25 protein-coding genes are annotated in these 22,650 nt (G+C 61.2%); 12 read left to right on the top strand and 13 right to left on the bottom strand.

The window, feature by feature from the left end; all coding sequences use genetic code 11:
- Positions 1 to 9: 9 nt before the first annotated feature.
- From prmC to AD666_RS00740, 4 genes are all read left to right on the top strand, one after another.
- Entirely contained in the window at positions 10 to 840 is an 831-nt protein-coding gene (gene prmC / locus AD666_RS00755) for a peptide chain release factor N(5)-glutamine methyltransferase (RefSeq protein WP_053146572.1), read from the top strand.
- Positions 834 to 1,589: a molybdopterin-synthase adenylyltransferase MoeB gene (locus tag AD666_RS00750; protein WP_053146570.1), complete on the top strand. Its 756-nt coding sequence runs from the start codon at positions 834 to 836 to the stop codon at positions 1,587 to 1,589. Before prmC ends, AD666_RS00750 begins: the two co-directional genes overlap by 7 nt.
- Positions 1,582 to 2,373, top strand: coding sequence for a glutamate racemase (gene murI, locus AD666_RS00745; RefSeq protein WP_053146568.1), 792 nt, complete (start codon positions 1,582 to 1,584; stop codon positions 2,371 to 2,373). The genes AD666_RS00750 and murI overlap by 8 nt, the downstream gene beginning before the upstream one ends.
- Positions 2,374 to 2,489: 116 nt before the next feature.
- Complete coding sequence (locus AD666_RS00740; RefSeq protein WP_053146566.1) at positions 2,490 to 3,008, top strand: acyloxyacyl hydrolase; 519 nt, start codon at positions 2,490 to 2,492, stop codon at positions 3,006 to 3,008.
- Between the two features lie 204 nt (positions 3,009 to 3,212).
- Here the strand turns inward: AD666_RS00740 and AD666_RS00735 are convergent, their stop codons facing one another.
- The 6 genes from AD666_RS00735 to AD666_RS00710 all read right to left on the bottom strand — a co-directional run bounded on the left by AD666_RS00735 (position 3,213) and on the right by AD666_RS00710 (position 8,964).
- The gene (locus AD666_RS00735; RefSeq protein ID WP_053146564.1) at positions 3,213 to 3,518 is read right to left on the bottom strand and encodes a YkgJ family cysteine cluster protein; all 306 of its coding nucleotides are present in this window, start codon (positions 3,516 to 3,518) and stop codon (positions 3,213 to 3,215) included.
- Between the two features lie 28 nt (positions 3,519 to 3,546).
- Positions 3,547 to 4,317, bottom strand: coding sequence for an SDR family oxidoreductase (locus tag AD666_RS00730; protein ID WP_053146561.1), 771 nt, complete (start codon positions 4,315 to 4,317; stop codon positions 3,547 to 3,549).
- A 154-nt stretch (positions 4,318 to 4,471) separates the two neighbouring features.
- The gene (gene phrB, locus AD666_RS00725) at positions 4,472 to 5,893 is read right to left on the bottom strand and encodes a deoxyribodipyrimidine photo-lyase (RefSeq protein ID WP_053146559.1); all 1,422 of its coding nucleotides are present in this window, start codon (positions 5,891 to 5,893) and stop codon (positions 4,472 to 4,474) included.
- Positions 5,894 to 5,905: 12 nt separating this feature from the next.
- Entirely contained in the window at positions 5,906 to 6,844 is a 939-nt protein-coding gene (locus AD666_RS00720) for a MerR family transcriptional regulator (RefSeq protein ID WP_053146557.1), read from the bottom strand.
- Positions 6,844 to 7,806 (bottom strand): DUF523 and DUF1722 domain-containing protein, encoded by a 963-nt coding sequence (locus AD666_RS00715; protein ID WP_053146555.1) that lies wholly within the window; start codon positions 7,804 to 7,806, stop codon positions 6,844 to 6,846. The genes AD666_RS00720 and AD666_RS00715 overlap by 1 nt, the downstream gene beginning before the upstream one ends.
- A 171-nt stretch (positions 7,807 to 7,977) precedes the next feature.
- Complete coding sequence (locus AD666_RS00710; protein WP_053146554.1) at positions 7,978 to 8,964, bottom strand: NAD(P)/FAD-dependent oxidoreductase; 987 nt, start codon at positions 8,962 to 8,964, stop codon at positions 7,978 to 7,980.
- Between the two features lie 195 nt (positions 8,965 to 9,159).
- Here AD666_RS00710 and AD666_RS00705 point away from each other — a divergent pair, with 195 nt between their 5' ends.
- Both AD666_RS00705 and hemH read left to right on the top strand, forming a co-directional pair.
- Positions 9,160 to 10,059 carry a TIGR01777 family oxidoreductase gene (locus AD666_RS00705; RefSeq protein ID WP_053146548.1) on the top strand — a complete coding sequence of 300 codons (900 nt, stop codon included), beginning with the start codon at positions 9,160 to 9,162 and terminating at the stop codon, positions 10,057 to 10,059.
- Between the two features lie 13 nt (positions 10,060 to 10,072).
- Entirely contained in the window at positions 10,073 to 11,098 is a 1,026-nt protein-coding gene (gene hemH / locus AD666_RS00700) for a ferrochelatase (protein WP_053146547.1), read from the top strand.
- A gap of 132 nt (positions 11,099 to 11,230) precedes the next feature.
- Here the strand turns inward: hemH and AD666_RS00695 are convergent, their stop codons facing one another.
- Both AD666_RS00695 and upp read right to left on the bottom strand, forming a co-directional pair.
- Positions 11,231 to 12,505: a uracil-xanthine permease family protein gene (locus AD666_RS00695; RefSeq protein ID WP_053146546.1), complete on the bottom strand. Its 1,275-nt coding sequence runs from the start codon at positions 12,503 to 12,505 to the stop codon at positions 11,231 to 11,233.
- Between the two features lie 2 nt (positions 12,506 to 12,507).
- The gene (gene upp, locus AD666_RS00690; protein WP_053146541.1) at positions 12,508 to 13,146 is read right to left on the bottom strand and encodes a uracil phosphoribosyltransferase; all 639 of its coding nucleotides are present in this window, start codon (positions 13,144 to 13,146) and stop codon (positions 12,508 to 12,510) included.
- Between the two features lie 175 nt (positions 13,147 to 13,321).
- On the opposite strand from upp, the gene AD666_RS00685 reads away from it, so the two are divergent.
- Positions 13,322 to 13,879, top strand: coding sequence for a hypoxanthine-guanine phosphoribosyltransferase (locus AD666_RS00685; protein ID WP_053146539.1), 558 nt, complete (start codon positions 13,322 to 13,324; stop codon positions 13,877 to 13,879).
- Between the two features lie 3 nt (positions 13,880 to 13,882).
- Entirely contained in the window at positions 13,883 to 14,356 is a 474-nt protein-coding gene (locus AD666_RS00680) for a WbuC family cupin fold metalloprotein (protein WP_053146537.1), read from the top strand.
- Positions 14,357 to 14,476: 120 nt separating this feature from the next.
- Here the strand turns inward: AD666_RS00680 and dauA are convergent, their stop codons facing one another.
- Entirely contained in the window at positions 14,477 to 16,192 is a 1,716-nt protein-coding gene (dauA, locus tag AD666_RS00675; RefSeq protein ID WP_053146534.1) for a C4-dicarboxylic acid transporter DauA, read from the bottom strand.
- 205 nt (positions 16,193 to 16,397) lie between these two features.
- Between dauA and AD666_RS00670 the strand changes: the two genes are divergently transcribed.
- Entirely contained in the window at positions 16,398 to 16,883 is a 486-nt protein-coding gene (locus AD666_RS00670; protein WP_053146532.1) for a hypothetical protein, read from the top strand.
- A 62-nt stretch (positions 16,884 to 16,945) separates the two neighbouring features.
- Positions 16,946 to 17,233, top strand: coding sequence for a PA4642 family protein (locus AD666_RS00665; protein WP_053146530.1), 288 nt, complete (start codon positions 16,946 to 16,948; stop codon positions 17,231 to 17,233).
- Between the two features lie 119 nt (positions 17,234 to 17,352).
- Here AD666_RS00665 and mqo read toward each other — a convergent pair whose 3' ends face one another.
- A complete protein-coding gene (gene mqo, locus AD666_RS00660) occupies positions 17,353 to 18,861 on the bottom strand; it encodes a malate dehydrogenase (quinone) (protein WP_053146528.1) in 1,509 nt (502 codons plus the stop codon).
- A gap of 735 nt (positions 18,862 to 19,596) precedes the next feature.
- A complete protein-coding gene (locus AD666_RS00655; protein WP_053146525.1) occupies positions 19,597 to 19,830 on the bottom strand; it encodes a hypothetical protein in 234 nt (77 codons plus the stop codon).
- Positions 19,831 to 20,029: 199 nt separating this feature from the next.
- On the opposite strand from AD666_RS00655, the gene AD666_RS00650 reads away from it, so the two are divergent.
- Positions 20,030 to 20,614, top strand: a complete 585-nt coding sequence (locus AD666_RS00650) for a YajG family lipoprotein (protein WP_053146523.1) — start codon at positions 20,030 to 20,032, stop codon at positions 20,612 to 20,614.
- A 126-nt stretch (positions 20,615 to 20,740) separates the two neighbouring features.
- On the opposite strand, the gene AD666_RS00645 is transcribed toward AD666_RS00650, so the two are convergent.
- On the bottom strand, positions 20,741 to 20,947 hold the full coding sequence (locus tag AD666_RS00645) for a hypothetical protein (RefSeq protein WP_053146519.1): 207 nt from the start codon (positions 20,945 to 20,947) through the stop codon (positions 20,741 to 20,743).
- A gap of 198 nt (positions 20,948 to 21,145) precedes the next feature.
- Between AD666_RS00645 and AD666_RS00640 the strand changes: the two genes are divergently transcribed.
- Positions 21,146 to 21,430, top strand: a complete 285-nt coding sequence (locus tag AD666_RS00640; protein ID WP_053146517.1) for a hypothetical protein — start codon at positions 21,146 to 21,148, stop codon at positions 21,428 to 21,430.
- Positions 21,431 to 21,446: 16 nt separating this feature from the next.
- On the opposite strand, the gene AD666_RS00635 is transcribed toward AD666_RS00640, so the two are convergent.
- Complete coding sequence (locus AD666_RS00635) at positions 21,447 to 22,613, bottom strand: 1-acyl-sn-glycerol-3-phosphate acyltransferase (protein ID WP_053146515.1); 1,167 nt, start codon at positions 22,611 to 22,613, stop codon at positions 21,447 to 21,449.
- Positions 22,614 to 22,650 lie beyond the last annotated feature (37 nt).

The following is a 22,650-nucleotide window of genomic DNA, read 5'->3' as shown; positions in this document are numbered from 1 at the left end:
GGTGACCCCATGACCATCATCGCCAGTGTATTACGCGCCGCCCAGCTGCCGGATTCGCCGACACCACGCCTGGATGCCGAGTTGCTGCTGGCGGCAGCCCTGGGCAAGCCCCGCAGCTTCCTGCACACCTGGCCCGAGCGGATCGTGCCGAGCGAAGCGGCGCTGTTGTTCTCCGAGTACCTGCGTCGTCGTCGCTCCGGCGAGCCGGTGGCTTATATCCTGGGGCAACAGGGGTTCTGGAAGCTCGACCTGGAAGTCGCGCCCCACACCCTGATTCCCCGTCCGGACACCGAGCTGCTGGTGGAAACCGCGCTGCAATTGCTGCCGGCCACCCCAGTCAGGGTTCTGGACCTGGGCACCGGCAGCGGTGCGATTGCCCTTGCGTTGGCCAGTGAACGCCCGGCCTGGACGGTTACCGCGGTTGATCGTGTGCTCGAGGCTGTGGCCCTGGCCGAACGCAATCGCCAGCGCCTGGACCTGGGCAATGTCACGGTGCTGAACAGTCATTGGTTCAGCGCCCTGGCCGACCGGCGTTTCGAGTTGATCATCAGTAATCCACCTTATATCGCTGCCACCGATCCGCACCTGGCCGAAGGCGACGTGCGTTTCGAGCCGGCCAGTGCGCTGGTGGCGGGCCAGGATGGGCTCGATGACCTGCGCACGATCATCGCCCAAGCGCCGGATCATCTTGCTCCGGGTGGATGGCTGATGCTCGAACATGGATACGACCAGGCCAATGCGGTGCGTGACCTGCTTCAAACCCAGGGATTTGCCGAAGTCCACAGTCGCAAGGACCTGGGCGGCCATGAACGCATCAGCCTGGGGTGTCTGCCGTGCTGAACGACCAGGAGCTGTTGCGCTACAGCCGGCAGATCCTGCTGCAGCACGTCGACATCGACGGCCAGGTACGGCTCAAGCAGAGCCGCGCATTGATCGTCGGTCTTGGCGGCCTCGGCGCCCCGGTGGCGTTGTACCTGGCCGCCGCCGGCGTCGGCGAGTTGCATCTGGCGGATTTCGACACGGTTGACCTCACTAACCTGCAACGCCAGATCATCCACGACACTGGCAGCGTGGGGTTGAGCAAGGTCGATTCGGCGATGCGTCGCCTGGCAGCGCTGAACCCGGAGATCGGGTTGGTCCCTCATCCGACCGCCATGGACGAAGACAGCCTGGCCGTCGCAGTCGGAGCCGTGGACGTGGTGCTGGACTGCTCCGACAATTTTTCTACCCGCGAAGCGGTGAATGCAGCGTGCGTCGCAGCGGGTAAACCGCTGGTCAGCGGCGCGGCGATCCGCCTGGAAGGGCAACTGTCGGTATTCGACCCGCGCCGCGCCGACAGCCCTTGCTATCACTGTCTCTACGGCCATGGCAGCGAAGCCGAGCTGACCTGCAGCGAAGCGGGCGTGCTCGGTCCGGTGGTGGGGGTGGTGGGAAGCCTGCAAGCCCTCGAGGCGCTGAAACTATTGGCCGTGTTTGGTGAACCGCTGGTAGGACGTCTGCTGTTGATCGATGCCCTGGGTTCACGTTTCCGCGAACTGAGGGTCAAGCGCGACCCGGGCTGCAGCGTGTGTGGTGACAGGCATGAATAACGCGCCGGTCGGGGTGCTTGACTCAGGGGTCGGCGGGCTTTCGGTGCTGGCAGAGATCCGTCATCTGCTGCCCAATGAATCGCTGCTGTACGTCGCCGATTGCGGGCATATTCCCTATGGCGAGAAAACACCGGAATACATCCGGCAGCGCAGCTCCATCATCGCCGACTTTCTTTTGGGGCAGGGCGCCAAAGCCCTGGTGGTCGCTTGCAATACCGCAACGGTGGCTGCCGTGGCCGATCTGCGCCGTGACTTCCCCGATTGGCCCATTGTCGGCATGGAGCCGGCGGTCAAGCCGGCGGCTGCCGCTACCCGTAGCGGCATCGTCGGGGTACTGGCCACCACCGGCACCTTGCAGAGCGCCAAGTTCGCCGCGCTGCTCGATCGCTTCGCCACCGATGTGCGAGTCATCACCCAGCCGTGTCCCGGATTGGTGGAGCTGATCGAAACGGGGGATTTGCACAGCCCGGCCTTGTATGAACTGTTGCGTCAGTATGTCGACCCCTTGTTGGCCGCCGGTTGCGACACGCTGATCCTGGGCTGCACCCACTATCCGTTTCTCAAACCCATGCTCAAGCAGATGATTCCGGCGCATATCAGCCTGATCGACACTGGCGCCGCCGTGGCTCGCCAGCTGCAGCGGTTGTTGGCTGAGCGGGGAGCGTTGGCGGAGGGGCCTGTCAGCGAAACCCAGTTCTGGAGTAGCGCGGATCCGATACATTTAGGAAAAATCCTACCAATGTTGTGGCAATCGTCTGGCATTGTGCGAAGCTTCGATCTGTAAAAAAAACGTGAAAATTGCGTAAATGGGGCTGAACTTCTGTTTCAACGGAGATTTCTATAGCTCTGTCTGGTTGTAAGAAAAAACTAACTAAGTCTGTTCGGAAAAGGATGTTTCTAATGAAGCGCTTATTCTGTTTTGCCGCCATTGCGGCTGCGTTGCTGGGGCACACTTACACTGCGCAAGCGGCGGGTGTGGAGTTCGGGATCGGTCAGACCAGCGATTCGACCATGACCTATCGCTTGGGCATGCAGTTCGATTGGGACAAGAGCTGGCTGCAAAGCGATGTGGGTCGTCTGACGGGCTACTGGAGCGGTGCCTACACCTATTGGGAAGGGGATGAGACTTCGAGTAACCACAGCCTGTCGTTCTCGCCGGTCTTCGTGTATGAATTTTCCGGCCAGAACGTGAAGCCTTACATCGAGGCGGGTATCGGCGTTGCGTTGTTTGCCAACACTGAGTTGGAAGATAACAAGCTGGGCAGTGCGTTCCAGTTCGAAGATCGCATTGGTTTCGGCCTGCGCTTCAATGGCGGACATGAAGTGGGCATTCGCGCCACCCATTATTCCAACGCGGGTATCGCGTCGGACAATGACGGTGTGGAGAGCTACGCGCTGCATTACACGATGCCGCTGTAATTCCCGACAGCCCTGTGGGGGCCGGCCCCTACGTGCTACGTGAGCAAGCCTGCTCCCACAAGTCTGTCGAGGCTCCCCGCAACGGGACCTCGCCTGAATTCCATGTGGGAGCGAGCCTGCTCGCGATAGCGCCCGTTCAGCACCAGCAAATCGATCCCGCCGCCCATCTCGGCGAGCTGGGCCTCATCAAGGGCGTGCTGTTCTTTATCGATACACCGTCGCAATGCCTTGGCGTTCTTCAACGCATTCCGGCGCACCCATTTCGAACTCCCGGCAAATCAACGGACGCTTTTCGTAGATCGTGCACCTCATGCTGTCGCGATCCAGCGCCGCGCACCAGCCATCATCCAGCCGCAACATGGCTTCTGCGCCCCAATCGTCCACGGCGATGAATCGTTGCGGGACGCCGGTGTCGGTGATCAACAACACTTCCAGTCGGCAGCAGCATGCCGCACAGCTCGAACAGGTAATGGCCGGCGCAGGGAGATCTACAAGAGGGATGTTTTTCATGGCCGGCAGTGTAAGGCAACCGGGTCCTTCAAGGGCGACCCTTGATCGGTGACCAAGTATCGGGCTGGCAAGGGGCGATGTCCGTCTGCCCGGTCCGGGCCGATTCGGGCAGCGGCCAGAGCGCTGCCAGGGCGGCGACCGGGAGGATCAGCTCAGGGGGTCTTTCGGCCAGGTTGGCCAGAATGTAGGTCGCTGCTTCGTCTGTCGAGCAGACAGTAGGCAACACACCATCGTCGAGGCACAGCGAGACATGGTCGAACCCCGGGCGGACCAGCGTCACGTCGATGCCCCTGGGGGCGAGCCTCACGCGAGTCGATTCAAACAGAGAGCCCATGGTGCTGCCGCTGGCCTCGGTGTGTGATGGAGACAAGTAAGTCGCCGGGCTGGCAATCCCTGTCAGATGGGGGAGGACGCCTGCCTGTAACAGCGGCAAAGCCGTTTTGATGCAAAAACTGGCCGCCAGCAGATTACTGCGTACCAGCTGTTCGATGAATGCCTGGGGGGTAGGATGGGCGCCGGCGTATTCGGTGGTTCCGGCATTCAGGATGACGGTGTCCAGGGCGCCCCACTGCTGGGCGATTCGCTCGCCGATCTCGCGCACAGTCTGGCTGTCGGTCAGATCGCCGGGCACGATCAGTAGCTGGTCCGGATATCGTGCACAAAGGGCTTCGCAGGGTTGGGCCGAGCGCGAACTGATCGCCAGGTGCGCACCGCTTTCAAGCAGCTTTACGGCAAGCGAAGCGGCAACGCCGTCACCCGCCCCTGTCAGCCAGTATCGCCGTGGCGGTTTCACACCCATTCCTTGCTCCTTCCGCTAGGGTTGCGCCGTGTCTGCTACAAGGCTTTACGGCTAATCCATGATTAAGTAAGACTATATCCCGAGTGGTGGAAAGTGCATCCGCATTCAATCAATTTCATGTTCGTTGATCGCCCAACGGTTCGGCGGCGCGGCGTTATTGCGTTGGCAGCTGTCTGAAAGCGGCCAGCGCACGCGCTCGTGATCGGCCGAGGTCGACGATCGGAGCGGGATAATCCACACGGTCAAACAATCCACAGGGGGCTTTGGGGTTATGGACCTGTTGCCTGTCCAGATCGTTCAGTTCCGGTAACCAGTGTTTGATGAACGATCCTGTGGGGTCGAATTTTTCCGATTGACTCAGTGGATTGAAAATCCGGAACCAGGGCGCTGCGTCCGTGCCGGTGGAGGCGCTCCACTGCCAACCGCCATTGTTGGCGGCCAGATCGCCGTCGATCAGGTGCTGCATGAAAAAGCGCTCGCCTTCGCGCCAGTCGATCAGCAGGTTCTTGGTGAGGAACATTGCCACAACCATCCGCAAGCGGTTGTGCATCCATCCTGTCTCCAGCAGTTGGCGCATGGCCGCGTCAATGATTGGCAGGCCGGTGCGGGCCTCTTTCCAAGCGGCCAGTTCTTCAGGGGCATCGCGCCATGCCATCGCCTCGGTTTCCGGGCGGAATGCCCGGTGACGGGATACCCGGGGATAGCCCACCAGAATGTGTTTATAGAACTCACGCCAGAGCAATTCATTGATCCAGGTCACAGCCCCGACATTACCGCTTTCGAATTCGCCTTGGTTGGCTTGCAGTGCGGCGTGCAGGCACTGGCGCGGCGACACCACGCCGGCCACCAGGTAAGCCGAGAGTTGGCTGGTGCCGGGTTTGGCCGGAAAATCCCGATCGGTCTGGTAATGGTCGAGGTGCTGCTCGACGAACGTCTCCAAGCGTCGTCGGGCTTCGCTTTCGCCGGCGGGCCAAAGGGCACGCAGGGCTTCGCCGGAGGGCGCAAAGCCTTCGATGTGCAACGGCACCGGATCGCTGGCGATGCCGGTGTGTGCCTGCCGGGCCGGTGCGCGAACCAGGCTTGGCAATGAGACGTGCAGCCGGCCGTAGCAGACTTTGCGAAACTGGCTGAACACCTGGAAATAGTTGCCGGTTTTGGTCAACACGCTGCCGGGCTTGAACAGCAACTGATCGAGGTAGCTGTGAAACGCGATGCCCTGATCGTCCAGCGTGCGAGCGACTTCAGCGTCGCGCCGGGTTTCGTTCAGGCCATATTCTTCATTGACATGGACTGCATCGATCTTCAATTCGCGGCATACCTTGAGCAGCACTTGCGGTGCCTCGTCCCAGCGTGGCGCCGGACGGATCAGTAATGGGATGTTCAGTTCGCCCAGGGCCGCGCTCAAGGAAGCCACGTTGCGTAGCCAGAAATCGATCTTGCACGGCGCATCGTCGTGGCTGCGCCATTGTTCCGGACTTGGCAGGTACACCGCCACGCAGGGCCCACGTGCTGCGGCAGCGGCCAGGGCGGTGTTGTCGTGCAGGCGCAAGTCGCTGCGCAGCCAGATCAGTTGCATTGGGTTTTCCATTCAGAGAAGGGCTCTGCGGCTCAATTCACGGTAGGCCGCCAAGGGATCTTCGGCCCAGGTGATGTTCATCATCGCTGCGCCGGTGGATAACCTGGCGTGGTGAATCGATGCGGGAGTACCGGCGATAACGACCGGGCAGTCGATACCGCTCAGCAGCCTGGGCAGTTGGGACAGGTTCAGGGCGTGACTGGAATACAACAGCACGCCGCGAGCCTTGAGGCGTTCGACGGCCACCGCCAGTTCACCCGCCGGTATCGGCCCATCGAATACCTCCACCGGGCAATCGGCGTTGCTGGCCAGCCAGGCGGTGAGCCACAGGAGGGGTTCCAGGGGCTCGTCCGAATGGTTGACCAGTAGCAACGGCGCGCCGCGTAGCTGGCGGTTGTTGTGGTAGATCCGGCTGCCAAATTTGCTGCGTAGCCAGGAGTACAGGAACCCCCGTTCCAACTGCGCCCCGAACTGCCCCTGCCAACGCAACTGCAGATCGCTCAGCAAGGGCAGCAGTAACTGTTCGCACACTGTCAGGGGCGGGTAGAGCGCCATGGCCTGGTTCACCCGCTCATCGACCTGGCGCTCGGCCAGTTGCGTGACAGCCACGATGAGGGCGTTGCGCTGGCGATGCCAATCATTTTCCACAGGCTCGGCTGGCGGTTGCGGTGCATCGAGCAAGGGCTTGATCTTGCTCACCGCCATCCCTCGGTTGATCCAGGTGAGGATGGTCTGGATACGTTGTACATGTTCGGCGCTGAACAACCGGTGGCCCTTGGGCGTGCGGTGCGGCACGATCAAGCCATAACGGCGTTCCCAGGCCCGCAGCGTGACGGCGTTGACACCGGTCCGGCGCGCGACCTCGCGTATCGGAAGCCAACCCTGCGCCAAAGCCTCGGCGAAGTCCGCACCGAGGTCTTCCCGAGCGCTCGAATCCGGCTCGCGCGCCATCAGATAGCGTTCCGCAAGCTGAGGTTTTCCGGGTGCGGTTGCAGGTAGGCCTGCTGCGCCAGATAGGGATCGGGATGCTGGCGCAAATGGTGCTTGAGCAAGGTCAGCGGTACCACCAGCGGTACGATGCCGCGCCGATATTGACCGATGAGGTGCTGGACTTCCTGCTTGTCTTCGCTGTCGATGACATGCTTGAGGTAACCGCTCAGGTGTTGCAAGACGTTGGTGTGGGTGCCTCGGGTGGCGCATTTTTTCAACGCGGCCATCAGCGCACTGAAGTAGCGTGGCCCCAGTTCGTTTGGATCGGTCTTGCCCATGCTGCCCAGCAGGTTGCCCAGCGCCTTGTACTGCACCGGATTGTGGGCCATCAGCAGATATTTGTAGCGGGAGTGAAATTCAATCAGATCCCGGCGGGTCAGGTGCTTCTGGCGCAACGGTTGCCAGGCTGCGTAGGCGAAAACCCGGGTCAGGAAATTCTCCCGCAGCACTGGATCGTTGAGGCGGCCATCCTCTTCCACCGGCAGGTCCGGATGACGGTTACAGAACGCCTGTGCATACAGGCCGCGTCCACCACCGCCCTGCGGCACGCCGTTATGATCGTAGACCTTGACCCGCTCCAGCCCACAGGACGGTGACTTCTGCATGAAGATGTAGCCGCAGATGTCACCCAGTGTGTCAGCCATTTGCTGACCGTATTCGGCCAGCGGCCGTGTCACGTTCAGGTCAGGCGTCACCGTGCCGACCGCTTCGGGATGCAGCGGGTTACCCACCAGCCGGATCGCTTCTCTCGGAATGCCCAGCCCGATGGCGACTTCCGGGCACACCGGTACGAAATCGAAATGCTCCGCCAGCAGTTGGCTGCACAGTTGCGACTGTTTATGCCCGCCATTGAAGCGGACTTGTGCGCCCATCAGGCAGGCGCTGATAGCGATCTTCGGCTTGGCGACGGTTTCGTTGGACATGGGCACCTCTGATTCCATGATCTTGTACAAATTTATATTTCTGTACAATTATTTCATCATAGATTTGCCAGCGCGCAAGTCAACCGGTTTCAGCGTGCAGGGGAGAAGCGGCGTGTTCGCAGACAGGCTGCTGTCTGTTGCGACAGCAGCGGTAGTGCGGGGTGAAGCGAATTACTGCAGGCTGGCGTGCAGGCGGCGGGCGGCATCCTGGCCGCTGAGCCATGCACCTTCGACCCGGCCGGACAGGCACCAGTCGCCACAGACATACAACCCCAGGTCGGCATCGGCCAGAGCGCCCCATTCGTGGTTGCCGGCGGGACGGGCGTACAGCCAGCGATGGGCCACGCTGAAGCTGGGAGCAGGCATTGCGCTGTGCAGCAGTTCGGCGAATGCACCGTGCAGATGTTCGATCACCGCTTCCTTGGACAGGTCGATGTGCTGCCGGCTCCAGTCGCTGGTGGCGTGCAGCACCCAAGTGTCGAGCCGGCTGTCGCGTCCCGGCTTGCTGCGGTTGCGCGCCAGCCAGTCGAGGGGACTGTCTTGTACGAAGCAGCCCTCCAGGGGAGTGTCCAGCGGTTTTTCGAAGGCCAGGGCCACGGCCCAGGTCGGGTCCATTTTCACTCCGGCCGCCACGCTGGCCAGCTTTGGCACGGCTGCCAGCAATGCAGTGGCCTGGGGGGCGGGCGTGGCAATGACAACCTGGCCGAAAGGGCCGTGGGTGAAGCCTTCCGCATCCTGCAGGTGCCAATGCTCCTGGCCGCGGTACACCTCGGTGATCCGGCAGGAGAACTGCACTTGCAATTTGCCGAGCAAGGCGCGGGTGATGGCGCTCATGCGCGGGGTGCCGACCCAGCGGGTCTGTTCATCCGGCGAGGGCGTCAGTTGCCCACCCTGGGAGTTGTATAGCTGCGGGTTCCATTCCGCCGCCCAGCCATTGGCCTGCCAGCGCTGCACTTCGGTCACGAAGCGGCGATCGCGGGCGGTGAAATATTGCGCGCCCATGTCCAGTGAACCGGCGTCGCTGCGTTTGCTGGACATGCGTCCGCCGCTGCCATGGCTTTTATCGAAGAGTTGAACGACATGCCCGGCCTCCGTCAGGGCCTGGGCGGCTGAGAGTCCGGCGATGCCGGTGCCGATGATTGCGATAGGTACAGTCATGAGGGCCTCGTTTACCTTTCTGTACAGACTACGCCGTCGTTTAAACCTGTACAATTCGGGTTTTTGGTATAAGTTTTTACCGTTCGCGTTCGACAGGTTGTCCTATTGTTAAAACAGACCCTGTCCGATACGAAAAATCCCTGCTTATAAAAATAGACTAATGGGCCGGGTAAAACGCGATGAGAGGATCACCTCATGCACATATTGCTGACCGGCGGTACTGGTTTAATCGGACGCGCGCTTTGCCGTCACTGGCTGGCGAAGGGGCATCGCCTGACGGTGTGGAGTCGTCGGCCCGAACAGGTGGCGGAGCTCTGTGGAGCGCAGGTGAGGGGGATCGCCAAGCTCGATGAGATCGACGATCCGGTGGACGCTGTGATCAATCTCGCCGGCGCGCCGATTGCCGACCGACCCTGGAGCCACAAGCGCAAGTTGCTCTTGTGGAGCAGCCGCATCACCCTGACGGAAGTGTTGCTGGCCTGGTTGGAGCGTTGCGAACAGAAACCCCGGGTGTTGATTTCCGGTTCGGCGGTGGGCTGGTACGGTGACGGTGGCGAGCGTGAGCTGACCGAAGAATCGGGGCCGGTGAGCGAAGATTTTGCCAGTCAACTATGCATCGCCTGGGAAGAGACCGCGCAACGGGCCGAGGCCATGGGGGTGCGTGTCGTGCTGGTGCGTACCGGCCTGGTCCTGTCCGCCGACGGCGGCTTTTTGTCGCGGCTGCTACTGCCCTTCAAACTGGCGCTGGGCGGGCGTATCGGCAATGGTCGGCAATGGATGCCGTGGATTCATATCGACGATCAAATCGCCCTGATTGATTTTCTTCTGCACCGCGATGATGCCAGCGGTCCTTATAATGCCTGCGCGCCGAACCCGGTGCGCAATCGCGACTTCGCCAAGGCCTTGGGTGAGGTATTGAACCGGCCTGCGGTGGTGCCGTTGCCGGAGCTGGTGTTGAAAGTCGCGTTGGGAGAAATGTCATTGCTGTTGCTGGGCGGGCAGCGTGCCATGCCGGCCCGATTGCAGGCGGCGGGTTTCATTTTCCGGTTCACTGATTTGCCCGCGGCGCTGGACGACTTGTCCCCCCGCTTTTGAAATAGGACATTGCATGACCGATCACGCGTTGCTTCTGGTGAATCTGGGTTCGCCTGCTTCCACCTCGGTGGCCGATGTGCGCCGCTACCTCAATCAATTCCTGATGGACCCTTACGTCATCGACTTGCCCTGGCCGGTGCGGCGGTTGCTGGTGTCGCTGATCCTGATCAAGCGCCCCGAGCAATCGGCTCACGCCTATGCGTCGATCTGGTGGGAGGAAGGGTCGCCGCTGGTGGTGCTCAGCCGCCGGTTGCAACAGGCGATGACCGCACAATGGACCCAGGGCCCGGTGGAATTGGCGATGCGCTATGGCCAGCCGTCCATTGAGTCGGCGCTGGTGCGCCTGGCGAGCCAGGGCCACAAGAAAATCACGTTGGCACCTCTGTATCCGCAGTTCGCCGACAGCACCGTGACCACGGTGGTCGAGGAAGCCAGGCGTGTCGTACGGGAGAAGGGGCTCGATGTGCAGTTCTCGATTCTTCAGCCATTCTACGATCAGCCGGAATACCTCGACGCGCTGGTTGCCAGCGCCAAGCCCTATCTGGCGCAAGACTACGATCACCTGTTGCTCAGCTTCCACGGCCTGCCGGAACGGCACCTGACCAAGCTCGATCCAACGGGTTTTCACTGCTTCAAGGATGCCGACTGCTGCAAGAACGCGCCGCCTCAAGTCATGGCCACCTGTTACCGCGCCCAGTGCATTCGCAGCGCCGAATTGTTCGCCAAGCGCCTGGGGCTGGCGGATGGCCAATGGTCGGTGTCATTCCAGTCGCGACTGGGCCGCGCCAAGTGGATCGAGCCTTATACCGAAGCACGGCTGGATGAGCTGGCCAAAAGCGGGGTGAAGAAGGTGCTGGTGATGTGTCCGGCATTCGTGGCGGACTGCATCGAAACCCTGGAGGAAATCGGCGACCGTGGGCGTGAACAGTTTCGCGAGGCGGGTGGGGAGGAACTGGTGTTGGTGCCGTGTCTCAATGATCAGCCGCAGTGGGTAAAGGCATTGAGCACATTATGCGAGCGGGCACCGATCGCTCTATAGAGTTCAAGGGCCCTTTCGCGGGCAATCCCGCTCCCACATGGGGTCTCTGGTGTACACAAGTCCTGTGACCACCCAAGATCCACTGTGGGAGCGGGCTTGCTCGCGAAGAGGCCCCATCAGATAACACACCTATCAGATCAGCGGTTCATCCGCCTTCTTGTGCTTCCAGCTGTCATTGCCCGGCAGGATCAGGTTCAACCCTATCGCCACCACCGCGCACAGTGCGATGCCCTTGAGGCCGAAGTCGTCCGGGCCGTTGCCGGTGCCGATCAGCACGCCGCCGATACCGAACACCAACGTCACCGAAACGATCACCAGGTTGCGTGCCTCGCCCAGGTCGATCTTGTGGCGGATCAGGGTGTTCATGCCCACCGCTGCAATCGAACCGAACAACAGGCACAGGATCCCGCCCATCACGGGTACCGGGATGCTTTGCAGCAGCGCGCCGAACTTGCCGATGAATGCCAGGGCGATGGCGAAGATCGCTGCCCAGGTCATGATCTTCGGGTTGTAGTTCTTGGTCAGCATCACCGCGCCGGTGACTTCGGCGTAAGTGGTATTGGGCGGGCCACCGAACAGGCCGGCGGCGGTGGTGGCGATGCCATCTCCGAACAGGGTGCGGTGCAGGCCAGGTTTTTTCAGGTAGTCGCGACCGGTCACGCTACCCACGGCGATCACGCCGCCGATGTGCTCGATGGCCGGGGCCAGGGCCACCGGTACGATGAACAGGATGGCCTGCCAGTTGAACGCCGGCGCGGTGAAGTTCGGCAGCGCGAACCATGGCGCGGCGGCGATCTTCGCGGTGTCCACCACGCCGAAGAAGAACGACATGGCGAAGCCCACCAGTACGCCGGAAATGATCGGTACCAGACGAAAAATGCCTTTGCCGAACACCGCGACGATCAGAGTAGTGAGCAGGGCCGGCATGGAGATCATCATCGCGGTCTGATAGTGAATCAGCTCGGTGCCGTCACCGGCCTTGCCCATGGCCATGTTCGCGGCAATCGGCGCCATCGCCAGGCCAATGGAAATGATCACCGGACCGATCACCACAGGCGGCAGCAGTCGGTCGATGAAACCGGTGCCCTTGATCTTCACCGCCAGGCCCAGGAAGGTATAGACGAAACCGGCCGCCATCACGCCGCCCATGGTCTCCGCCAGGCCGAACTGGCCCTTGGCGAGGATGATCGGGGTGATGAATGCAAAGCTGGAGGCCAGAAACACCGGCACCTGGCGCCCGGTCACCACCTGGAACAGGATCGTGCCCAGGCCGGCGGTGAACAGTGCCACGTTCGGGTCCAGCCCGGTGATCAGCGGCATCAGCACCAGCGCGCCAAAGGCGACGAACAACATCTGGGCACCGGACACCACCTGCCGCCAGAGCGGATCGTTGAACTCATCCTGCATGGTCAAGCGTCCTTCTGCTTGGTGCCGAAGATCTTGTCACCGGCATCGCCCAGGCCCGGGATGATGTAGCCATGCTCGTTGAGCTTCTGGTCGATGGAGGCGGTATAGATGGTCACGTCGGGGTGGGCGTCTTCCACAGCCTTGATACCTTCGGGCGCGGCCACCAGCACCATGGCGCGGATGTCCCGGCAACCGGCCTTTTTCAGCAGGTCGATGGTGGCGACCATGGAGCTGCCCGTGGCGAGCATCGGGTCGATGATCATCGCCAGGCGCTCGTCGATTTCCGGCACCAGTTTTTCCAGGTAGGTATGGGCTTGCAACGTTTCTTCGTTACGGGCCACGCCCACCGCGCTGACCTTGGCACCCGGGATCAGGCTCAGCACGCCTTCGAGCATGCCGATGCCGGCACGCAGGATCGGCACCACGGTGATCTTCTTGCCGGCGATTTTTTCCACCTGGACCGCTCCGGCCCAACCGTCGATGCTGTAGGTTTCCAGCGGCAGGTCCTTGGTGGCTTCGTAGGTGAGCAGCGCACCGACTTCCTGAGCGAGCTCGCGGAAGTTCTTCGTGCTGATGTCGGCGCGGCGCATCAGGCCGAGTTTGTGTCTGATCAGCGGATGGCGGATCTCGAGGATGGGCATGGGAAGGCTCCGGCGGCGGGCAAAAAAACCGGGCTAGATTAATCTATCCGGGGATGTTGTCCTATAGACAATACAGAACGTTAGTCCACAAACGCTTGATCTGGCCTCGCTTGATGCGTACCTTTGCCGGCTTTTCCGAACCCGTCCCTCCCCTCAAACGCCACTGGAGAGCGCCATGTCCGCTGATCTCGAGCATATCCGTCAAATCATGCGAGAGGCTGACTGCCTGTACACCGAAGCCGAAGTCGAAGCGGCCATCGCCCGTGTCGGTGCGCAAATCAACGACCAATTGGCCGATAGCAACCCTGTGGTGTTCTGTGTCATGAACGGCGGGCTGATTTTCTCTGGCAAGCTGCTGACTTATCTGAACTTCCCGCTGGAAGCGTCTTACCTTCACGCCACCCGCTACCGCAACGAAACCAGCGGTGGCGACCTGTTCTGGAAAGCCAAGCCGGAAGTCTCGTTCATCGACCGCGATGTCTTGATCATCGACGACATCCTGGATGAAGGTCACACCCTGGGCGCGATCATTGACTTCTGCCGGCATGCCGGTGCCCGCGCGGTGCACACCGCCGTACTGATCGACAAGGATCATGACCGCAAGGCCCGTCCAGACCTGAAGGCCGATTTCGTGGGCCTGCCCTGCGAGGACCGTTACATCTTCGGCTATGGCATGGACTACAAGGGCTACTGGCGCAACGCCAACGGTATTTTCGCCGTCAAGGGGATGTAATCGATGAACCAGCCGAGCTTTCTGGATGAGGCGCTGTTCGGTGCGTTAGCCGAGAAAGCGGCGGCCAATCCCCGCGGGCGACAACACCACAATTTCCACCAGATGGACGAGCCGTGCCACCGCATGGCGGTGGGGTTGCAGCCGTCCACGTACATCCCGCCTCATCGACATCTGAGCGCCGACAAGGCTGAAACCCTGCTGGTCCTGCGGGGGCGTCTCGGTGTGTTGATCTTCGACGAGGCGGGTGCCGTGATCGACAAGCGCGTTCTGCAAGCCGGGGGCGATTGCCTCGGTGTCGACTTGCCGGCGGGCGTGTATCACGGTCTGGTGGTGCTGGAGGCCGATAGCCTGATGTTCGAATGCAAGGCCGGTCCTTACCGGCCTGTGGGCGAGGGTGAACTGGCTCATTGGGCGCCTCGCGAAGGCGAAGCGGGCGTGGCCGAATACCACGCCTGGATGCGCGCCCAGTTCGACTAAAGGTGCGGTTCATCCCGTGGGAGCAAAGCTTGCTCGCGATGAATGATTACGCGATCTTCTAACCGAGCGAGGTGTTTTCATCGCGAGCAAGCTTTGCTCCTACAGCCTTGCTCTCAAGCCTCAAGCCTCAAGCCACTGCTCACTCTTGACCCGTGCCTGTTCCAACGTCTGCACATACGCTAATTGGCGCTGCTCGCGATGGACACCGGCGCGGCGCAGTTTCAGGCGCACCCGTGGGGCGGTCGCCACCAGGATCAGGCCGATGCCCTGCCTGCGGTAATCCTTGAGGATGTTGTCAAATGCGGCCAATGCGGTCATGTCCAGCATCGGCACGGCACTCATTTCCACGACCACCACCCGGACACCTGGATCGAACTTGCGTAGTACGTCCAAGGCTTTTTCCGCCGCGCCGAAAAACAGCGGGCCGCGAATGGCGTAGCAGCGTACATGTTCTGGCATGTCCAGCAACGCTTGATGAAACTGGCGCGGCAATTCGGCACTGTCGGTCAGTTCGCTCATGCGCTTGATGAACAACCCGGCGGCCAGCAGCAGGCCGACAGCAACGGCCAGGACCATGTCGAACAATACCGTCAGGCTCAGGCAGGTCAGCAACACCAGTACGTCGCTGCGTGGGGCAATGCGCAGGGTGTGCAGCACATGCCCGGCCTCGCTCATGTTCCAGGCCACCATCACCAGCAATGCGGCCAGCGCGGCCATGGGCAGGTAGCTGAAGAGCGGCGCCAGCAGCAACATCGCCAGCAGCACCACGAGGCTGTGGATGATCGCGGCCAGCGGAGAAGACGCGCCGCTGCGCACATTGGTGGCGCTACGGGCAATCGCCGCCGTGGCGGTAATGCCACCGAAGAGCGGCGCGACCAGGTTGCCCAGGCCCTGGCCCATCAGCTCGGCATTGGGATCGTGCTTGCTGCCGGTCATGCCGTCCGCCACCACGGCGCACAACAGCGATTCGATGGCGCCGAGCATGGCGATGGCGAATGCGGGCGCCATCAGCTGGCGAATCAGGTCGTAGGAAAGCTGCAACGGTCGACCGTTGCTGTCCGGCAGGTTCCAGGGCCAGTCGAAGGTCGGCAAGAATGGCGGAATACCTGGGTGGCTGACGCCATCGACCATATAGCTGAAGCGTTCGCCCAGCGTCGCGATCGGCCAGCCAGCGAGCTCCAGCGCTACACCCAACAAAGCCCCGACGAGCAGCGCGACCAGATGCCCCGGAACGCGAGGGACCCAGCGTGGCCAGGCAATCAGCACCGCCAGGCAAGTGATGCCGACGACGCCATCGCCCAATCGGGCGCTGGGCAGCGCCACGATCAACGCGCCCAACTGTTCGATGTAGTGCTGGGCCTGGCCCGCGGTGCTCAGGCCGAGCAGATCCTTCAACTGCAATGTGGCGATGACCACGCCGATGCCGGCGGTGAAACCGAGGATGACCGGATAGGGGATGTACTGGATCAACCGTCCGGCGCGCATCAGCCCCAGGGCGATCAGGATCAGGCCGGCCAGCATCGTGCACAACAGCAGGCCGCCCACTCCATATTGCTGGGTAATCGGGAGCAGGATCACCACGAACGCGGCGGTCGGCCCACTCACGTTGAACCGCGAGCCGCCAGTCAGGGCAATCAGCGGCGCGGCCACCAGCACCGTGTACAAGCCATGCTGCGGCGGTACGCCGACGGCGATTGCCAGGGCCATGGCCAAGGGAATGGCAATGATGCCGACGGTCAGCCCGGCCACCAGGTCGCCGCGCAGGCGTTCCAGGGTGTAACCGGCGCGCCAGGATTGGCGAAAGGCGGCGAACAGAGGCAGGGCGGAGAAGGACATGGGCACTCCACACAGAGGATTGGGCAAACGCCTGACCCGTGGCGAGGGAGCAGGCTCCCTTGCCACAAAAGCCATCACCACATCTTGCGCAATGATGGCCCTTTGAGTATGCCGCGCTCGGGGCCCGGATGTATTGATCCGGATCGTTTATTTTCAACGACCGTGCCCATGCTAGAGTGCCAGGCCAAGATTCCGGAGCCTGCCAATGAGTGTATCGACCCGCCGCCGCACCGCTTTGCTGTTGCTATCCAGCCTGACCCTTGCGGTCGAAGCCGCGCCGATGCACAGCCAGTTCCTGCCACCCGATGACCTGACGGTGCGCCAGGAGCAACCTGATCAGCAGCAACTGCTGCAAGTCACCGAATATTCGGTGGTGCTGGGTAACCAGCGCCAGTCCAACCAGCAACCGATCCCGGTCACGTCGCCTTTGCTGGTACGCCTCAAAGGCAAGCCCCTGAACAAGGGCGCCACCATCAGCCAAGTGATCCTCAACTTCGATGGTGAAAGTAAAAGCCTGAAGAAGCCGGTCTTCGACGAGGCGAGCAAAACCCTGACATTGTCTTATCCACAGGCCCATTACCGGGCAGTCATCGATTTATTGCGTAACGACACGGTGTATGTGCAGTTTCTCAGTTACCCCAACGGCCACATCTGGGCCGACCTGCATACCGGGGCCGTACGCCCGCGTTGAGCCCCGGGCCCTGCCGGGGGTAAACTGCCCGCCCCCGTGAACTGTGCGAGTTGGAGCCGGCAATGCGTAAAGACAAGAAACAGGTGATTGGCGATGAAATTGGCGATGAACAGATCAAGCTGTTCCTCAATTTCGAACCGGCCGATGCTACCTCGCCGTCGCTGCACAAACTGATCAAGGGCTACCGTGGCCTGCGGGTCGACGATTTCGAACGGTTCCTGACGTTTTTCGTCGAAGCCGGCTATGACCTCAACGGCAAGGATGAGCACGGTAACGATTTCGTTGCGCTGATCCAGGACCAGCGTAATGCCGAAGAGTACATCGAACTGTTCAACAAGGCGCGTGGTTGATTGATCCCGGGCCTGTGCAGCAGGCCAGCGGGAGCGAGTGTCCTCGCCTCGGCGCAATGTCCAGATAAAAAAACGCCCCGCTCTCGGAAAAGAGCGGGGCGTTTTTCATGGGGGGCGAATCAAGCGTAGCTCGGGGTCTCGCTGCTTTCTTCAACCAGGCCCAGCGCAATGTTGTTCTGCGCGTTGATCTTGCGATACAGCGCCGCATCGGTTTCCAGCACCTTTTCCCGGGCCGGGAAGATTTCCGCGAGCTTGGCGGCCCATTCACCCTTGGCCTTGTCCGGGAAGCAGCGCTCGATCAGCTCGAGCATGATCGAAACGGTGACCGAAGCGCCTGGCGATGCGCCGAGCAGGGCGGCGAGGGTGCCGTCCTTGGCTGCCACCAGTTCGGTGCCGAATTGCAGGACACCGCCTTTCTTCGGGTCTTTCTTGATGATCTGCACCCGTTGGCCGGCCACTTCCAGGCGCCAGTCCTCGGCTTTCGCCTCGGGGTAGAAGCGACGAAGCGATTCCAGGCGTTGCTCCATGGACTGCATCACTTCGCTGATCAGGTATTTGGTCAGGTCCATGTTGTCGCGGGCCACGGCCAGCATCGGGCCGATGTTGCCGGCGCGTACCGACAGCGGCAGGTCCATGATCGAGCCGTGCTTGAGGAATTTGGTGGTGAAACCGGCGTACGGCCCGAACAGCAGAGATTTCTTGCCATCGACCACGCGGGTGTCCAGGTGCGGTACCGACATGGGCGGCGAGCCCACCGCGGCCTGGCTGTAGACCTTGGCCTGGTGATGCTTGACCACGTCCGGGTTGTCACAACGCAGCCACTGGCCGCTGACCGGGAAGCCGCCGAAGCCCTTGCTCTCCTCGATGCCCGAAGCTTGCAGCAATGGCAATGCCGCGCCGCCGGCACCCAGGAATACGAACTTGGCGTCTACATCACGGCTGGAGCCGGAGTTGACGTCCTTGATGCTCACGGTCCAGCCACTGCCGTTGCGCTTGAGGCCGGTGACGCGCTTGCAGTACTTGACCTGGGTATCCGGGGCGCTGGTCAGGTGCTTGAGCAATTGATTGGTCAGGGCGCCGAAGTTGACGTCGGTACCGTTCATGACGCGGGTGGCGGCGATGACTTCATCGGCCGGGCGGCCTGGCATCATCAGCGGCATCCACTCGGCCATCTTGCCTTTGTCTTCGGTGTATTCCATCTCGGAAAAAGCGTGATGCCGGCTCAGCAGTTCGAAACGCTTCTTCAGGAACGACACGCCTTTCTCGCCCTGTACGAAACTCAGGTGTGGCACCGGGGCGATAAAGGATTTGGATGAGCCGAACGTGCTTTTCCTGGTCAGGTACGTCCAGAACTGCTTCGACACCTCGAACTGGGTGTTGATGTGCACAGCTTTCTTGATATCGACAGTGCCGTCGGCCGCCTGGGGCGTGTAGTTCAGTTCACACAGCCCGGCGTGGCCGGTACCGGCGTTGTTCCACGGGTTGGAACTCTCCGCGGCACCGGAATCCATCAGCTCGACGACTTCCAGCGAAATCGCGGGGTCGAGCTCCTTGAGCAGCACGGCCAGGGTGGCACTCATGATGCCGGCCCCTACCAGAACTACGTCGACTGCTTCGTTATGCGCCATTTAACGCGTCTCCAAAATCTGCAGCACCAAATTGTCGGCATGGCGGCCAGGATTGGCGGGGCAGGTCGGTTGCGCCCCAGGTTCCCATGGCCAGTTACGCCATGTCCGAATCTTCGCAATTTTTCGCAACACTGCGGATGCATGCAGCCTGGCCTCAAGAGTCCCATGAACTCATTTAAGCGCCGGGCGGGCAATTCGACTTATGGCCGAGACATCCGTTCGTGCAACCAAATCCGTAGCGGACAGGCTTCAGGCGACGGTTCTTGAGCGATATCCGGTCCTGTGTCGTTGGGCTGTTCCAGACGCCAATGGTGCTTGTTCAGACGCAAAACTATTCATTTGCTCGCCACACTCTTGTGAAGTTGTGAAAACCCGTTTTTTCACGCTCTTTTGAAGACGTGAACCTCAAAAAAGGGCTGTCCCAGCCTGGCACCGCGCCCGGTTGACTCGCCCCCATGTAGTACATGACAGGCAAAACGGGCAGACAGCTCAGTGACCGAGCGTAATGACAGCTCTGCAGATTCGCGAAAAGTGGTGACTTGCCCGGAAACAGGGGGCGCGCCAGCTTCACTCGATCTGTGTGGGCGGCTCTCTGTGGGCGATGCGGGGTGCCGATGACAGTGCATCAGCGATGTTGCGAGGCCCGATCAGGAGACGTCCTTATAATCGGGGGGAGATTGTAACGAAGAAACGCAGGGAAATGGTCGTGTTTTATGACTTTTATTAGCCGTCCGGTCAGATGGCCAACAGTTGGCGGTTGCGGGCACGGGCACGAAGCGGTTGTACCCGAGCGCTGGCAGGCAACGGCTGGTTCAGCCAGTTGAGGCGAATTTCGTCGATTTCCACCCAGCCTTCGCCCATGGGTTGCAGGCTGCATTGCTTGAACGCCTGGCAGCGGCCGTCGCGGTCCAGCAGGGCGAAGCTGCGGTGTTGCGGGCGTGGGGTGAACAGCGAAATGAAAAAACGCATGATCGAATACCGTATAGGGGAGCTTGGAGTCAGCCTGACAGCGGGCCATGACATGTCGGTGTAAGGACCGTGACAATGGAGTGACAGGAACCGGAATTGGCGGTTCATGTCATAGATTTCGGTATTCGTCGGCTAGTTCGCCGCCCTGGCGCACCGCTATACTGCGGGCCTGTCAGTGCCCGATTCTGGAGAGAAGAGCATGTTGCAACGCCTGTTGTTCGGTTTGATCGCTGTGACCAGTCTGACCCTCGTCGGCTGTGCCCACAGCCCGCAACAACTTAACCCGGAACCCAAACTCAACGCCCAATTGGCGCCTGTGGGGCGCGGCCAGCCGGTGGTGGTGCGGGTGGTGGACGGTCGTCCGTCGCCGACCCTTGGCACCCGTGGCGGCCTGTACCCGGAAACCAGCGTGATCACGGTGCAAGGCGCACAGATCCTGCCCAAGCTGCAGGCCCAGGCCGAAGCGGCGGTGCGTTTGCTCGGCTTCACCCCGACCCCGAATGCGATGAACGCACCGCAACTGACGGTCACCCTGGCCGAGCTGAAATATCAATCGCCCAAGGAAGGTATGTACGTGACCGAAGCCACCATCGGCGCGACCTTCCGATCCGATGTGCAGAATGCCAACCGTCGCTATAGCGGTCGGTATGGCGCTTCGCTGGACCAGCGCTTCGGCATGGCACCCAACCAGGACACGAACACCAAGCTGGTCAGCGACGTATTGAGCGACGCTCTGACCCGACTGTTCAAGGATCCGACCATTGGCCAGGTGCTGGCCGAGTAGGATTTCCCGGTCTTCCAGGCAATTCCACCCGGTGGGAGCGAGCCTGCTCGCGATGGCGATGGCACATTCGAAATCAATGTGACCGATAAATCGCTATCGCGAGCAGGCTCGCTCCCACAGTCGTTTTCATGCAGCCTGCGAGTACAACTCCAGCACACTGATGCCGGTCAGCAGGTCGGTCTCGGGCAGGTCGGCATGTTGATGGCCACCAAGGGCGCAATACACCAGCCAGTGCCGATCCTGTACGTTGAAGGACAGGCTTCCGACAAGGTTCTGTTGTTCCTCGCTCGGGGTGATGAGGTAGAGACGATCCTGGTTTTCAGCGTGGAGCATGGTGGGGTCCGTGCAGGTTTTTGACGGGCGACAGAGTGGCCTGCTCAGATGACGAAATCGTGACGGCTGAAATTAATCTGTGGCTCAGTCCAGCGGCAAGCGAGCCTTGCTCCACAGGTCGGAAAAAACAGGGCAGGGCTGCGTGCTTTCGGTAGAATCCCCGCCCCGTTCGTCTGGTCGCGCTCTTTGAGGTTTTCGATGTCGCTGCATCTGCTTTCGCTGTTCGCCAATCATCCTGCCAAGCTGATCAACCTGATCGCCCTGCTGTTTGCCTGCCCTGGCGGTTGGTTGCTGCACGCCACGCGCCGTCGTGAACTGCGGGCGCGGGCCAGCTTCGAAGCGCGCAATGGCAATGGCGAAGAACGGTTCGAAGCGCTGCTGGACCTGGCGACCCAGCGCATGAACCGATTCTTCTACCGATTCGGTTTCGGCTGCCTGGCGCTGGCGTTGTTGGTTTCCTGGATCAGCACGCAGATCCGTTGAGGCAGCATTTGGCGCCTTACAGCGCCAACCCCGCCTTGACCCGATATTGATTACGCACCGGTGTCGCATATTGCAGCACCAGGAATGGACGGTGTTCCGCCGGGCAGGCGTCCAGCCGGCGTTGCCATTCTTCCTGGGCCTTGGCCAATTCCTCGGCGCCAAATACCTCGGCCGCTTTCGGAACCTCCAGTTGCGGGTCGGCGTCGGCCCACTGGGCGTAAGCCAGGTAATGCACCGGGAACAGGCGATAGCCACCGAGAATCTGCCGGTCCATTTCCTGGGCCAATTGCTTGGTGTCTTCGAACAGCTCGGTGATCGGCGCGGCAAAGTTCACGTGTACCCGACCCTTGTAGCCGGTGATGCCCTTGGCGATGCTCACGTCATCTTCGCCCGGGGCCTTGGTGTAGGTGCCGGTGGTGGCGCGGATATACAGCTCCCGCGCCTTGGCCTGGTCGCACGGGTCGTATTCATAGCTGATGGACACGGGAGTGAGGTTCAGCGATTGGATGACCTCACCGAACGGCTCGTCCTTGCGACTCATATGGAACATCTTGAGGATCGCCGACTCGGTACGGTCGTCGCCGTCCTTGGCCCGGCCCTCGGCCTGGGCGATCCAGATCGAAGCGCAGTCGTTGCGGATCGAGTGGTTGATGTAGGCCGAAAGCAATTGATACGCCGCCAGCTTCTCCTTCCGCCCGGTGAGGGAGCGGTGCACGATGAAGCTCTTGTTCAGGCGCATCAGGTCGCTGACGAAGGGTTTTTGCAGCAGGTTGTCGCCAATGGCAATGCGTGGGGTCGGCAGGCCAGCGTGGTAGACGGCGTAGTTGACGAAGGCCGGGTCCATGACGATGTCGCGGTGGTTGGCGATGAACAGGTAAGCACTGCCTGACTTGAATTGCTCCACCCCGGTGTAGGTCACGCCATCGGTGGCGCGTTCGATGGTGTGGTCGACGTAGAACTCCACTTTATCCTGCAAGGTGGCGACCGAGGTCACGCCGGCGAACTCTCGACGCAATCTTTGCGCTATAAGAGGTTTGAGCATCCAGCCGAAAGCACCGGCCAGGCGCGGAAAGCGGAAGTGGGTGAGGATATCTAGAAACGCCTTGTCGCCGAGCAACCGTGCCAGCACCGCTGGGACTTCGCTGTCGTCGTAAGGTCGGATGGCATCGAATTCGCCCATCATGCTCTCTTGTTGGAAACGGCTAAGGTAAGTTAAGGGT

The sequence above is a fragment of the Pseudomonas sp. Pf153 genome (genome assembly GCF_001269775.1).
In the GTDB taxonomy this organism is placed as follows: Bacteria; Pseudomonadota; Gammaproteobacteria; order Pseudomonadales; family Pseudomonadaceae; genus Aquipseudomonas; species Aquipseudomonas uvaldensis.
This window is presented reverse-complemented; position numbering and strand designations above follow the sequence as displayed.